Source organism: Spongiivirga sp. MCCC 1A20706, from assembly GCF_046524175.1.
GTDB lineage: Bacteria > Bacteroidota > Bacteroidia > Flavobacteriales > Flavobacteriaceae > Spongiivirga.
Genome location: NZ_JBEFZF010000002.1, coordinates 322,470 through 337,136, shown reverse-complemented (window position 1 = coordinate 337,136; position 14,667 = coordinate 322,470). Strand labels below are relative to the sequence as shown.

Genomic DNA, 14,667 nt, shown 5'->3' with positions numbered 1-14,667 from the left:
CTAAAGCCGTACCACCACTTTACCGCAACTTTTTCCCGCTAAAAGGTATTCTGATGCTTCAATAATCGATTCAATTCCGGAGAAGGTTGTTTGATCAACTTTTACCCGTAGTTCTCCTTTTTGATATAAATCGAACAGATAATTTCGGGCTTCTTGATGTTGTTCCCTATATAAATGATTCATAAAACACCGTACTGATGCTCCTTTCCAATAAATACTTTCATATACTCGGGTAGCTTCTCTTTTTTCAAAATAAGGTGCATTTAATTCCGTTGCTAGGCCACTTACTACTAATCGCCCCAGTGGTGCTAAATTTTGTAAAAATGCATCAAACATATAGGTGCCAACCGAGTCAAAACCAACATCAATTTTATTACTATACTCCTTACTTAATACCTCAGCAATTTTTTCCTCTTTATAATTGATGATCCGATCGCATGAATTCAAACTTTTCAAAAGCTCCACCTTTTCTTTTGTTCCGCAGATGGCTACCACATGACATTTTTTATGTTTTGCTAACTGCACAACAATATGCCCTAGTCCTCCTGCAGCAGCTGAGACTATAATAATTTCTCCATCTTTCAATTCGGCTACATTTTTCAAAGCCAAATAGGCTGAGACACCTGTAGGGTTTAATGTTAAGTATTCTGGGGTGGCTTCTGGTATCTTAATAACATCTTCTTGCTTTATTATCTGATATTCTTGATACGCCGTGCCTACTTTTACCGTTGATACCGCTTGACCAAGAGCCACATTTTTTACGTTTTTTCCAACTTCAATGACAACACCCACCGCTTCTACACCAAAAACGTATGGTAAATCAATATCTATATAAGGAACCCGACCTTGATACAACTCTCTGTCGTATAATGCATTTATACCAACATAAATGTTTTTGATAAGGACATCATTTTCCCATAATACGGGAATAGGTTTTTCAATTACATCGCTTGCTATTGTTATTTCACTTGAAAATTGCTTAACAACAAGTTGCTTATTCAATTTCATTATTTGCATTTAAAATGAATAGACTATCAGCCAATTTTTCGTTTACTTCAAAATCGGTCCAGTAAACTTCATTAGAGATTTTTCCGTCATAAAACAGCTCAACACGGCCAGATTGCAACCAAGAATACTCATCTTTCGAAAAGAATTCAGAATACTCTCGATGGTGCCAACCTCTTGGAGTTTGAAAGGCCACTTTTACGATTTTAAAGTCTAGTTTGTCAATACCAAAAAAAGTTTCTCCTTGATTTGGGTCAGTAACTTTGATGGTGTAGGCAGGTTTTCCTTTAATCGTATCGGTTGCTACTTTTTCTAAAATATAACCTTCATCTAACGCATGCCGTATAGCTCCATAACCAAAATTGGAAGCCCAGCGATTATCGGCGGCTGATTTTTCCTGTTTCCCACGAAGATCATAGGTGTTTTCTCCATCAAACGTCACAATAAAAATAGGAACTGAATCTTTAAACGATTCTATTCTAACTTTCCCATTGGCTATATGCGCATCACTTTTTGTCTGTTCAAAAACACGCCACATATTATGTGTCTCGTGTTTTGAAGCGTTACCATCTTTGTAAAAAACAGCATGGCCTTTTAAGGTTAAACTTTTTGGTTTCTGCCAAAAATCTCCTCCTGCTTTTTCATGAGCTTTTTGCATAATCTCAGTTGCAGTCAACATATCAGTATTTACCTTTTTATTATTACAACTCAAAAAACTCAGTAAACACATCAGGAATATTAAGTGTGTATTTTTCATGTATAGTATAATTTAATTACACGGCTGTTCTTTTAAACTAATGGTAGGCCCTTTGTCATGAACTCCAAAAACAGGATTGCCGTCAATATCGGTGGCTGTATCTTCTAAAAGCAAAGCGTCTTTTCGTAAAATGAGCGTTTCATTTAAGTAAACCTGCTTCCCAAATCTGTCGGAATAATAGTTACAAGCATTCTCTTTTAAATATCCTCTAAAGACATCACTCTCTCTATTCCAGAAAACATCACAACCCGGTTTTAAAAAGAAATCATTTTCGCTTAAACGTTTAAATATTTCAGGTTTTTTATGACCATTGGTCAGTTTAGCTGGTTCCTTTGGTGTATATATTCTTAATCGAATAGCCTGTTCCGCATCATCAATTTCAAAAGAATAAATTCGCTGTCTGTACAGATCGTCTAAATTGTAATGCTGCGATTGTTGTGCATACAAAGTGCGACCTGGAATAAAATCAAGTTTCACTTCATGAAAAATGTGATGCGTTTGTCGATGCCTTTTTGCTATATCAAATTTATCGACAGCTTCTTTATACACCTGTTCATGATTATCATACTCCCCGGGAAACCAGGCTAAAAGTGTATCAAGATCTTGTTGTAGCGTTATATAAACATCAGCGTTTTCAGTATTAGCAACTGATGGCTTCGCTTTATGCCCTACAAAGGCAGTAATGAATAGAAAAACAATGAGAAGTGCGATTAAATTTTTCATCTGTTCCTTATTTCTAATTAACTACCGGTTGAATTCTTGGTATAAAAATCATCACTATTAGTGCTGAAACTATGTGTAAAAATGAAACGATTACGAATACAGGTGAATATGAAATTGTATCGACCAGCCAGCCTATAACAGGTGTAAACAACATCGCGCCAAAACTTCCTGCTGAGCCGGAAATCCCCCATACCGATGCTGCATCTTTTTTTGAGAATAAATCAATTGGTAATGTAAACAGAGATGATTGTTTAAACTGGGTTGCAAAAAGTGAAAAACTAATGAGAGTGATTGCCCAATATGGTGATTCTATATATAAACATCCTAATACGGGCACTACCAAAACTGCACCAATCCAGATAATCCATTTTCTAGAGGCGTCTAATGACTTCCCATTTTTAATTAATTGGGCACCTGTCCATCCGCCTACGAAACTTCCGATATCTGACAGTAAGAACGGAATCCAAGCAAAAAGACCTATTTCTGTTAATGTAAATCCTTTTTCATCAGCCAACCACGACGGTAACCAAAAAACGAAAAAGTAAAATGCCCCGTCAGAAACAAAGCGAGATAGCGTTAGCCCCCAAACCTCTTTATACTTAAAGTAGTGCAACCACGGCAGCTTTTTTTGATCATTTTCTTCTTTTGAACTGTTTATTAATTTCAACTCTTCTTCACTTATTCTTGGATGATCTTTTGGTTCATAGTAGATCCATCGCCAGAGCAATAGCCAGAAAAAACCAATTGCTCCTGTAATGACAAATGCCATTTTCCATCCAAAATCGAGAATTAACCATGCCATTAAGGGCGGTGCAATGATCGCACCTAATCCCGGTCCCATATTTAAAATACCAACTGCTTTGGTCCGTTCTTGTTTGGGAAACCATTCTGATATAGCCTTCATTGCAGCAGGATAATTACCTGCTTCACCAATTCCTAACAAAAACCGAAAAAAACCAAGACTTAATAAACCTCGACCGAATGCATGTAACATATTTGCAATGGACCACCATATAACTGCAATGCTAAATCCTTTTTTGGTTCCTAATGAATCTATGAGTCTTCCTGACACCATTTGCATAATCGCATACGCCAACAAAAATGCACTTACAATCCAACCATATTCTTCGTTTGATAGGTCTAGATCTTTTCGAATAGTTGGTGCCGCAACTGACAATGCTTGCCTATCAATATAATTGATAGTCGTAGCGAGAAAAATGGTTCCAGCTATATACCAGCGAATATTCTTGGTTTTTCGCATAACTAATTTGGCTATGCTACAACTGATTCTTCTTCGGTATCTGCTTTAAATGTTCTGTATTTTCCTAAAAACAAAAGAGGGATTGATCCAACTACAAATGCAATTGCCGCATATCCTAAAATGGAGTTATAGCTACCTGTTTCTGTGAAAAAACGGCCGAATATATAAGGCCCAAAACCGGCTCCTAATCCGAAAAAGGCATAAAGAAAACCGTAAATAGCAGCGTAATTTTTCATGCCAAAATACCGTGATACTAAATAGGCCATTAAATCATATTCCACCCCAGCACCAAAACCTAGGATAACAACCGCTATAACAGCATTGGTGTAAGACAAATCGACAGTTTGTAAGATTAAACAGGATACTGCAGGAATACTCAATAATATAAAAGCAACTGCTGGCGCCCAAAACCGGTCTATTAAATAACCCCCTATCAATCTTCCTATTACCACCGCATATCCCAAAAAACTTGCTAAAATCACTGCGTCAGAAACATCGAAACCTTTACTTGAAAATAGCTTTTCTAAATTAGGTATAGGCCCCCCTACTGCAAAAGAGATAAGCAGAAAAGAGAAGGCTAAAAGCCAAAACCGCCAATCTCCAAACGCCTGTTTTACACTTAATCCAGAGTGATTCCCCGAGACATATTCGGGAACTTCTGCTCGTAGCTTGGCAACCCGATCAGCCACTTTCGGATCATTCGTATCTCTAAAAAAGAAATAAGCCAATGGTAGCGAGATTAGTAACGGTAATAGGGCAACACCTATATATGCATATTTCCAACCATAGCCGTCAATAAGATGTGATGCAAAAATTTTTGCAAAAGATCCAAATATACCGGTACCTAATAACGATAAACCTAGGGCCAAGCCCCTGTTTTTATTAAACCAATTATTGATCGCTCGGGTCCATGTCATAGGTAAAGTTCCTGCACCTGCTATAGCCAACATAGCCCAAAGAAACAAGTAAAGCGCTTTTGAACCGGTATTAAAACTAAACATCATAAACGTAAAACTGAAGATAATCACAGAAGTTATAGCAGTTTTCCGAGCCCCAATTTTATCAGCTATATAACCGACAAGAGGGCCTGCAAAGACAGCTCCAATGGTGAACACTGGCATCGCCGCCATAACGGTATCCATACCCCACCCAAAATTTTTAGTCAGTGGAATTGCGAAAACACCAAGTGTATAAAATGGCAATGGAGACATTCCTAAACCTATCCCGAATGTTGAAGCCAATACAACACGCCATCCATATTTAAACTCTTTAAAACTTGAAAAATTCATATAGTGTAGTTTTTTAATGCCCCTTTTTTACCCGTATCTTTAAGTAATTTTCAACTAGTAAAGTTGATCAATTTAGCTAAAGAAAATCGATTTAATATCTACTTTGAGTTAGAATCACAATAAATACCGGTTCAAAAAAATGATGGTTAAATTAAGTTAATTAGTTGTTTTTCATAGGGTTTGAATCCATTTAAAGCTCTGCAAAAAATAAATCTTGACCTAAAATTATTTATAAATTTAATGATTAAGTACATTAATAATTAATTAAATTAACTATTTTTATGCAGAATAGACAACCGTAATACCATTTAATATTATGCCAGATTTAAAATTATTCCCCAAACATGAGGGTATTTGGGAAGGAACTTATAGAAGAATAGGAGCAGATGGTCAGTTAATTGACCAGTGGAAAAGTCGCTTGACCTGTGTTTTATTGCCAGGGAATAAATATCACCAAGTAAACGAATATACTTGGGATGACGGATTTAAAGAATGTCTTGATTTTGGAGTTTGTGATTTTAACGAAAAAGGAGAGCTTATTTTCGAAAATCCGAGGCTTTCTGGAAAAGCTTGGGAAACAGGTCGGAGCATAGTTCTTATCTGGGATTATAAACACAGACCTGGCATGACGTTGTTTGAGCAAATTGATTTAATAGGCCCAAAAGAAGATCATCGTATCCGCGTATGGAAATGGTCGGAAGGTGATACTTTTAATGGGATTACGATGATAGAAGAACGCAAAGTTTGTGGAAAAGAAGGAATAGATCCGCAATTTTGGATAGATCTCCCTAAAAATAGAACGAACGGACAAGAATCTCGATCAGATGACTCTTAACATTCGCTGTTAAAGATCAAACTTCTAACAAAACTGTACGAATATGGGAATGACCATTACAGAAAAAATAATGGCTCGCAGCAGCGGGCGCGATAAAGTAATTCCGGGAGAGCTCGTTTGGACTGATATCGAATCCGTAATGACTATGGATTTTTTAGGCAAGCAGTGTTTTGAAAAATTTAGGTCACTTGGAAAAACTGAGGTTTTTAATAAAGACAAAGTTATTTGTGTTTCAGATCATTTAGTACCCCCGCCAACACAAAAGTTTGCTAACATGCTTAACGAATGGCGCGAGGTGGTAAAACAACATGACATCACTAACTTTTATGATTTAGGAAGACAAGGTATCGCACATCAAATTATGGTCGAACAGGGTCACGTACTACCAGGTACAATAAGTATCGGTACCGATTCTCACGCAAATACGTATGGTGCTGTTGGCGCAATGGGTAATGCCATAGGAGTAACTGATGCTGCAGTTGCAATGGCAACCGGCAAGGCGTGGTTTAGAGTCCCGAGATCAGTTAAATTTAACATCGTAGGTGAATGGCAACCTTGGGTAATGGGAAAAGATCTTAGTTTACACATTATGGGGATGATGCGCTGGAATGGGCATTTATTATATAAGTCTCTGGAATTTGCCGGCCCAGGAATAGAAAGTTTGAGCATGGCCGGTCGTATGACCATCTGCAATATGACTGTTGATCTTGGCGCAAAAAATGGTATTGTAGCCCCAGATGTTGTTACCGAACGTTATTTAAGAAATAGAACAAAGGAAGCTTGGGAGCCTTTACATAGTGATGAAGACGCTGAATATGATATGGTCTATGAAGTGAATCTAGGCGATTTGGGTCCGACTATTTCAATGCCCGGAAAACTTGACGATACGCAGCCTATTGAAAAATTAATAGGTACAAAATTTAATAAAGCCTTTGTGGGTACATGTACTAATGGTCGACTTGAAGATATCGCTACTATGGCAGAAATCATGAAAGACAAACAAGTACATCGTGATGTCAATATGATACTTGTACCTGCAAGTCAAACAGTATATCTTGAAGCTTTACAAGCAGGACATCTTGAAACCTTAATTAAAGCCGGTGTAGCGATCGATACTCCTAGTTGCGCCTCGTGTGCCGGGCTTCATACAGGTGTTGCCGGAGATGGTGATATCGTACTTAGTGCCGGAAATAGAAATATGACCGGTCGCATGGGCAGTCGCGAAGCAAAAGTGTATTTGAGTTCTCCGTCTGTAGTAGCGGCATCTGCAATTAGGGGTGAAATAACAGATCCTAGAACATTCGATATTTAAAATGAATAGAAGGTACTTCATACAAAAAACAAGTGCTGCCGGCATTGCATTTAGTCTAATGCCGATAGCATGCGCTAAAGCTCCTAAAATGGATGCTGAATTCATCATTTTAGGTGGTGGCCTATCCGGATTGTACTTGGCGCACTTATTAGAAGAAGTGGGAAAAGATTATCTTTTGTTAGAAGGAAGTAATCGTCTTGGTGGTCGCATGTTTTCTCGTAAAGATATTAACCGAGAAGTAGGTGGTAGAGGTATTGGTGATAAGTATATTGAAGTGATGAAATTGGTAAAAAAGTTCGACACTGAAATGATCGACATTACCGACTATATGAGATCACCAACAGCAATTTATGTTGATGGCACCCTTCATAAGGAATGGACTGATAACACAACCAATCCGGCTTATTTGCAATTTATGGCATTAGCCAAAGCACCAAAATTAAGCGCATTAGACCAATGGTACCAACGTCCTGATCTTGATGAAACGTATAGTACATTACTTAAACGGCATGGACTTACTGATGAACAAATCGACCTTGCTAATATCAGTGCTAATTATAATAACCTGCGAGAAACCTCTGCTATAAATGCCTATCACAGCGCTGCATTTAGGCAGTTTAACGATTCTGAACGCATTCTAAATTTTAAAGGCGGCTCGTATAAGTTCATCGATGCTATAGTAGGAAGTCTTAAAAAAACAGTGCTCAGAAATAAAATGGTTACCAAGATTAATGATACAAAAGATAAGGTAACTGTATGGTGCGAAGACGGCTCTTCATATAACGGGAAAAAAGTAATCTCAACACTTCCCTTCTCTACATTACGGGATGTTAAAATGGATGTATCCTTCAATAGTAATCAACAAAAAGCAATTGCCGAATTGCCGTATACTAAAATCACTCAGATACATCTAACCCAGACCGAAGCTTTTTGGGAACAAGATCAAATACCGTATGATATGTGGACTGATACTCCCCTCGAGCGCATTATGAATGTGAGTTCTAATAAAGATGAAAAACAAATGGCTTGTTGGGTAAATGGAACTGGCACGGCCTTCTTTGATAAGATGTCAGAAAAAGAAATTGCTGATTATACCATCAAAAAAATAAACGAAATTAGGCCTTCGACAACGGGAAAACTTGAGTACTTAGGCACCCAAGATTGGGGGCAATACAAATATAATAAAGGGGCATATGTTGAGTTTGGAGTCGGTCATGCATCACTATTTGAAGATATGATTCGCCCTGCCGGAAATATGCATTTTGCAGGTGAGCATGCGGCAAAAAAATCCCGTGGTATGGAAGGTGCTGCCGAATCTGCCAGAAGGGTTTTTAATGAATTAACTAGTTAAACTTAAGAAAATGATAAAAGGAACATGTTGGGTAGCGGATGACTACGTAATGGCATATGATATAATTACCTCAGAATATTGGACTTCACCTATCGATCCTGTTGAGAACAGCAAGATTGTAATGGGGGGTGTAAAAGAAGAATTTAGCAAGGAAAACGGATTTAAAGATAAAGGATACACGTTCATCGTTGCAAATCATAATTTCGCAGGAGGGGGAAAATCAATAGAACATGTAATCACTGGTTTAATGGGTGCTGGTATTAAATCTGTTTTTGCGACTAGTTTTGCTCGACTTCAATTTAGAAATGCCATAAATTACGGATTACCTTTTGTAACATGTGATGATATTCATCTAGGATGTGAAACAGGTGATGAACTGGAATATGATCCGGATAGTGGTATAATAAAAAACCTAACCAATGGAAAGGAATTTCAATCGGTGCCAGCAGCACCATTTGTAGCAGAAGTTGCTGAAGCGGGAGGTTTAATGAATTTTGTTCGAGAAAAAATAGCCAAAGGAGAACCTATAGAATAAACCTACTGTATGAAAGAAAACAAACTAAAAAAACGAATCGAAGATGGCAAAGTTGGTTTTGGGGTCATCTCTCCTACTACAGACCCTACTATTTGCGAATATGTTGGTCTTACCGGCTTTGATTTTTATATGATTGATGGTGAACATGGAGCAATTTCTGCTTCAGACATAACCAATATGGTACGTGCTTGTGAGCTGCGTGGCACAACGCCCTTAGCCAGAATCCGTAGTGTCGATACTAAGCTTATTCTTCAATATATTGACGCCGGTGTAATGGGTGTGATGATGCCGACTATTAACACCATTCAAGATGTAAAAATCTTAGTAGACGCCATTAAATATCCACCAATTGGTAGTCGCGGTTTAGGACCGGTGCGAGCAGCTGATTATATGCAAGGTCCTATGTCGCAGGAAGAATATGTTCATTTTGCAAACTCGCAAACCTTAGTGATGCCACAAATTGAGACTATGGAATGTGTTGAAAATCTTGAAGAATTATGTAAAATAGATGGTGTTGATGGCTTCATTATTGGACCTCGAGATTTAGCAATGTCTATGGGTTTTTATGATGGTCCAGCCCATCCTGAAGTGAAGGAAATGCTCGATCACATTTTCAAAACAATCCTAGATGCAGGTAAATGGTATGGTACCGTTGCTGGTAACGCTGATCAAGCAACTGCACTAGTTGGAAAAGGAGCATCATTTGTAATGAACTCTGTACAAGGATTAATAAAAGCTTCAGGAAACGCATTTCTTGGAGCAAGACAATAAATTTAAGATTATGGCAGCATTAGTGGTGTTATTTAATTTAAAAGATGAAAATGCAAGAGAAGCGTATGAGCAATGGGCAAAAAATACCGATGTTCCTACAGCTTCGAGCATGTCGTCAGTAGATTCATTTAAAGTGTTTAAACTTGGTAACATCATGGGTACCGAAAATGAGTCTCCTTATCAATATTGCGAAGTACTTGAAATTAATGACATGGCCAAACTAGGAGAAGAAGTTGGCTCAGAAGCAATGCAAAAAGTTGCTGCAGAATTTCAAACATTCGCCGACAATCCTATGTTCATTATCTCTGAACAAATTGCATAAACCATGTACAATTTAAAAGGAAAAACAGTAATTATAACAGGTTCTGGAAGACGCAAAGGTATTGGCGAAGCAATCGCTCTTAAATTTGCCACTGAGGGTTGTAATGTTGTGATCACTGATATAGGAAAACCTCAAGGAGAAAAATTCAGTGAAGAACATATCGGTACCACTGATGAAATGGAAAGTATCGTTAGTGATTGTATAAAGGCAGGAGGTAATGCTGTTGCGTTTGCATGTGATATCCGCTATGAAGAGCAAGTAGCTAATCTTATTCAAAAAGCAAAGGAAACTTTTGGAAGTGTTGATATATTGGTTAACAATGCAGGGGTTGGTTATATTATGGAACCATTCACTGAATTTAAAGATGAAAGTTGGGATGCAGTTTTAGACGTTAATTTAAAAGGCACCTTCCTCTGTTCAAAACACGCTGCAAAACAAATGATAGAACAAGGGAAAGGCGGGTCAATAATAAATGTAGCCAGTCAAGCAGCTAAATCAGGTTTTCCTTATGCTGCCGCCTACACTGCCTCAAAACACGGAATGATCGGATTAACACGTTCTAATGCGGTTGAACTTGGCGAACATAAAATAAGAGTAAATGCCGTTTGTCCAAATCATATTACTACTGGTTTAGGGCATTGGCAAAATAAATTCTTCAGCGATAAGCTGGGAAAAAATTATGATGATTACTTGCAAGGAATTGTAGACAAAAATCCCTTAAAACGAACCGGGCTTGTAGAAGATATCGCTAAGGCCGTTGCGTTTCTAGCTTCAGATCAAGCTGACTATATTACTGGTGAAGCAATGAACGTTTCCGGCGGCGAAGAATATCATTAAAAACAAATACAAACATTAGAAATAAACCAGATAATTCTCCCTCGATCGAGGTGAGATCATGGGAGGTGTAACCTCAAAAAATGAAAAAATGAAACTTGGAATTGACATAGGAGGAACATTTACAGACTTTGTATTGTTCGATGACGACAGTAATCAGTTATATTTTGCCAAAACCTTAACTACTTATCCCGATCCAACGGTTGGTATTTTTAACGGTATTAAAGAACTTGAAGATAAGTTTGGTTTTCCTGTGAAAAACATGAATGATATTGTTCACGGGACAACCCTAGTAACCAATGCTGTTATTGAACGCAAAGGGGCTAAAACCGCATTTATAACTACCAAAGGTTTTGAAGATGTGTTAGAAATAGGTCGTGAAATGCGATATGACATTTACGATATATTCTTGACCATGCCCAAACCATTAGTGCCTAGAAACCTAAGAATGGGGGTTGCAGAACGAGTTGACATTAACGGCAATGTTGTAACACCTTTAAATGAATCAGCGTTGCAATACTTAGCACAAACCTTAAAAGAAAATGATATTGAAGCTGTCGGCGTGTGTTTGCTAAACTCATTTGCAAATACCAATCATGAAAAGGCAGTAGGTGATTATTTGAGTAAAAATATACCCGATATTTACTACAGCCTTTCTTCAGAAATTATGCCTGAGATTCGTGAGTATGAGCGAAGCTCGGCAACAGCAATGAACGCCTATGTACAACCAATAACCGACAAGTATTTAAAAGATTTCGAAACTCAGTTAAGAGAAGCGGGTTTTGAAGGTAATATTAATATTATGATCTCTAGCGGTAAACTGACCACTATTGATGGTGCGAGAAAATCCCCCATCCATTTGCTAGAATCAGGCCCTGCAGGTGGTGCTATGGCCGGAGTGTTTTTTGGTACCCATTTAAATGAAGAAAACCTACTTTGCTTTGATATGGGCGGTACTACTGCAAAGGCATGCGTTATATATGAAGGGAAACCGGAGATCACCAATCACTTTGAAGCTGGTAGAGTAAAACGATTTAAAAAAGGCAGTGGCCTTCCTGTTCGCATTCCTGTGATCGATTTGATAGAAATTGGTGCAGGCGGCGGAAGCATCGCCCGAGTAAACAATATTGGCTTATTAACCGTAGGTCCCGATAGTGCATCTTCTACTCCAGGACCAGCATGCTATAATTTAGGTGGTGAAGATCCTACAGTAACCGATGCGGATTTGGTTTTGGGATATTTAAATGCTGAATACTTTCTCGGAGGTGAAATGAGTTTAAGTGTTGAATCTGCACGAAAAGCAATTGAAAATAAACTTGCCAAACCTCTTGGCATTTCTATCGAGGAAGCCGCCATGGGAGTTCATAAAATAGTAAATGAAAATATGGCCAATGCTGCACGTGTTCACGTACTTGAAAAAGGGATGGATCCTCGGCATTTTAATATGGTGGGTTTTGGAGGCGCAGGACCAGTACATGCCTTTGGTGTTGCTAAGTTGTTAAATACAAAGCGTCTTATTATTCCTGTGGGCGCAGGGGTTACATCAGCTTTAGGATTTTTAGTATCTCCCGTTGCAAGCGAAAAAATTCACAGTTACATCATTGAACTCAACAAAGCCAATTGGGATGAAATAAATACATTCCTTTCAGAGATGGAAGAAGATGGGTATGATTTCTTACAACAATCAGGAATTGATAGAAAAGACGCAACGGTACAACGGGTTGTAGAAATGAGATATTATGGACAAGGTCATGAAATCACCATTGAGTTACCTAAAGGAAAATTAAGTGATAACAGCATTGCTGAAATAGAAAAGCGGTTTATCAAAGAATACGAGTTTAGATACAATCGCTCTATCGAAGGAATGAGCATGGAAATGGTCACTTGGCGGGTTGTGGTTCAAGGACCAATTCCTAAAATGAAAGTTAAACAGTTTTCTACAACAGAAGAAGATAAAGAAGCCTACAAAGGAACAAGAAAAGTATTTTTTGAAGAAACCGGGTATCTCGACTGCCCAGTATATGATCGTTATGCTTTAAAGCCTTTTGAAAAATTTGATGGGCCAGCAATTATTGAAGAAACTGAAAGTACAACTGTTATTGGAATCAATAGTTCAGTTCAGGTGGACAATGATAAAAATATAATAATCGATCTACATTATTAAAATGAGTTATGATATTTTAATAGTTGGGGCAGGTACCGCAGGAATGAGTTGCGCAATTACGGCAGCACAACGCGGACTGAAAGTGGGAGTTGTTGAAAAATCTGATCATGTAGGTGGTGCCATGCATTGGTCAGGCGGACATATGAGTGCTGGTGGAACGCGTCTTCAAAAAGATAAAGGAATTGAGGATAGTGTTGAAAAACACCTCGCAGATATTTACCGCATCAATAATCGATCGGGTGATAATGGCTTAATTGAAATGGCTGTTAAGGAAGCACCGAAAACCATAGCCTGGTTAGACGAAATTGGCATGGAATGGGCTCCTGAATGTCCGAGAATTATCTACGGCCATGTTGCTTATGAAACCGCTCGCACTATTTATGGTCCTGAAAAAGCATTGAGTATTTATAAAGTCCTGCTTCCGCTTTGGGACGAACAAGTTTCAAAAGGAACGATAGAATGCCATTTACATCATACATTTACCGGCTTAGGAAAATCTGCTGATCGATATGACAAAGTGGTGTGTAAAACTCATGATGGAGAAAAGATATTGGAAGGAAAAAACATTGTAATCACTTCTGGAGGTTATGGCAGTAATCCTGCATATTTTCAAGAGAAACATCCGGGAATACCATTGGTAAGTTCATGCTACCCTACAGCTACTGCTGAGGGTCATGTGATTCTGGAAAAGCAGGGTGCTACTTTTCGCTTTGGAGAATACCATTTACCAAGTTTAGGAGGTATGGAAGAGGAGGAAGGTAGTGGTCGGGTTGATTTTAATGCCAACTGGGCAATGGTATTGACTTCTATTTACAGAAAACCAAGAGATATATATGTCAATGCATATGGTAAACGCTTTATCAGTGAAGATGAGGTAAGCCCCGAAGCAAGAGAACTGGCTACAATGCAACAACCAGACTGGTGTTTTTGGGTGATATTTGATGAGGCTGCATTGAATGCACCCGATGAAAATGGAAATCACAATCCGATTATGATTGGGCGATCAGTGCAAGAAATGAAAACCGAAGCAACCAAAGAAAACGCATTATGTAGTGCCGATTCTATTGATGAACTTGCACAAAAAACAGGCTTACCATTCGATAATTTAAAACGCACCATTTCTAATTATAATGAAATGGTCATCACAAAAAAAGACCCAGAATTTGGTCGTACCTATTTAGAAGATCCTATTAAAACAGCCCCATTTTATGCTTTAAAAGTTCATGCCTCTGTTTTGGTGACTTTTGGTGGTATAAAGGTTAATGATGATTTGCAAGTTTTAGATGCCAATGGAAACATTATGAAAGGCCTATATGCCGCAGGTGAAGTATTGGGATTAGGTTCAACCAGCGGAAGCTCGTTTTGCAGCGGAATGGCGATAACACCAGCTTTGGGCTTTGGTCGTATTCTTGGCAGAAAACTGGGCTAATCTCATAATAAACTAATAAAGACAAACAAAAAACATTATTTACAAATCAAAATCATCCGTGTCAGGAAGATTTTTGAAT

At 38.2% G+C, this 14,667-nt stretch carries 14 protein-coding genes; 9 read left to right on the top strand and 5 right to left on the bottom strand.

Annotated elements, in window-relative coordinates; all coding sequences use genetic code 11:
* The 5 genes from ABN763_RS05555 to ABN763_RS05535 are packed head-to-tail and all read right to left on the bottom strand — an operon-like array spanning position 1 to position 5,035.
* The gene (locus tag ABN763_RS05555) at positions 1-1,008 is read right to left on the bottom strand and encodes a zinc-binding dehydrogenase (protein ID WP_410484443.1); all 1,008 of its coding nucleotides are present in this window, start codon (positions 1,006-1,008) and stop codon (positions 1-3) included.
* Positions 995-1,762 carry a hypothetical protein gene (locus ABN763_RS05550; protein WP_410484442.1) on the bottom strand — a complete coding sequence of 256 codons (768 nt, stop codon included), beginning with the start codon at positions 1,760-1,762 and terminating at the stop codon, positions 995-997. Before ABN763_RS05550 ends, ABN763_RS05555 begins: the two co-directional genes overlap by 14 nt.
* Positions 1,763-1,774: 12 nt before the next feature.
* Entirely contained in the window at positions 1,775-2,485 is a 711-nt protein-coding gene (locus ABN763_RS05545; RefSeq protein ID WP_410484441.1) for a chromophore lyase CpcT/CpeT, read from the bottom strand.
* Between the two features lie 13 nt (positions 2,486-2,498).
* Complete coding sequence (locus ABN763_RS05540) at positions 2,499-3,746, bottom strand: MFS transporter (protein ID WP_410484440.1); 1,248 nt, start codon at positions 3,744-3,746, stop codon at positions 2,499-2,501.
* A gap of 11 nt (positions 3,747-3,757) precedes the next feature.
* On the bottom strand, positions 3,758-5,035 hold the full coding sequence (locus ABN763_RS05535; protein ID WP_410484439.1) for an MFS transporter: 1,278 nt from the start codon (positions 5,033-5,035) through the stop codon (positions 3,758-3,760).
* A 316-nt stretch (positions 5,036-5,351) separates the two neighbouring features.
* Here ABN763_RS05535 and ABN763_RS05530 point away from each other — a divergent pair, with 316 nt between their 5' ends.
* From ABN763_RS05530 to ABN763_RS05490, 9 genes are all read left to right on the top strand, one after another.
* Entirely contained in the window at positions 5,352-5,870 is a 519-nt protein-coding gene (locus ABN763_RS05530; RefSeq protein ID WP_410484438.1) for a hypothetical protein, read from the top strand.
* Positions 5,871-5,913: 43 nt separating this feature from the next.
* On the top strand, positions 5,914-7,182 hold the full coding sequence (locus ABN763_RS05525; protein WP_410484437.1) for an aconitase/3-isopropylmalate dehydratase large subunit family protein: 1,269 nt from the start codon (positions 5,914-5,916) through the stop codon (positions 7,180-7,182).
* Position 7,183: 1 nt separating this feature from the next.
* Positions 7,184-8,533 (top strand): flavin monoamine oxidase family protein, encoded by a 1,350-nt coding sequence (locus tag ABN763_RS05520; RefSeq protein WP_410484436.1) that lies wholly within the window; start codon positions 7,184-7,186, stop codon positions 8,531-8,533.
* Between the two features lie 10 nt (positions 8,534-8,543).
* Positions 8,544-9,068, top strand: a complete 525-nt coding sequence (locus tag ABN763_RS05515; RefSeq protein WP_410484435.1) for a 3-isopropylmalate dehydratase — start codon at positions 8,544-8,546, stop codon at positions 9,066-9,068.
* Positions 9,069-9,077: 9 nt separating this feature from the next.
* Positions 9,078-9,839, top strand: a complete 762-nt coding sequence (locus ABN763_RS05510) for an HpcH/HpaI aldolase family protein (RefSeq protein WP_410484434.1) — start codon at positions 9,078-9,080, stop codon at positions 9,837-9,839.
* A gap of 10 nt (positions 9,840-9,849) precedes the next feature.
* Positions 9,850-10,161: a hypothetical protein gene (locus tag ABN763_RS05505; RefSeq protein ID WP_410484433.1), complete on the top strand. Its 312-nt coding sequence runs from the start codon at positions 9,850-9,852 to the stop codon at positions 10,159-10,161.
* 3 nt (positions 10,162-10,164) lie between these two features.
* Complete coding sequence (locus ABN763_RS05500) at positions 10,165-10,998, top strand: SDR family NAD(P)-dependent oxidoreductase (RefSeq protein WP_410484432.1); 834 nt, start codon at positions 10,165-10,167, stop codon at positions 10,996-10,998.
* Positions 10,999-11,086: 88 nt separating this feature from the next.
* Positions 11,087-13,159, top strand: a complete 2,073-nt coding sequence (locus tag ABN763_RS05495; RefSeq protein WP_410484431.1) for a hydantoinase/oxoprolinase family protein — start codon at positions 11,087-11,089, stop codon at positions 13,157-13,159.
* Between the two features lies 1 nt (position 13,160).
* The gene (locus ABN763_RS05490; protein ID WP_410484430.1) at positions 13,161-14,588 is read left to right on the top strand and encodes an FAD-dependent oxidoreductase; all 1,428 of its coding nucleotides are present in this window, start codon (positions 13,161-13,163) and stop codon (positions 14,586-14,588) included.
* The last annotated feature ends 79 nt before the right edge of the window (positions 14,589-14,667 follow it).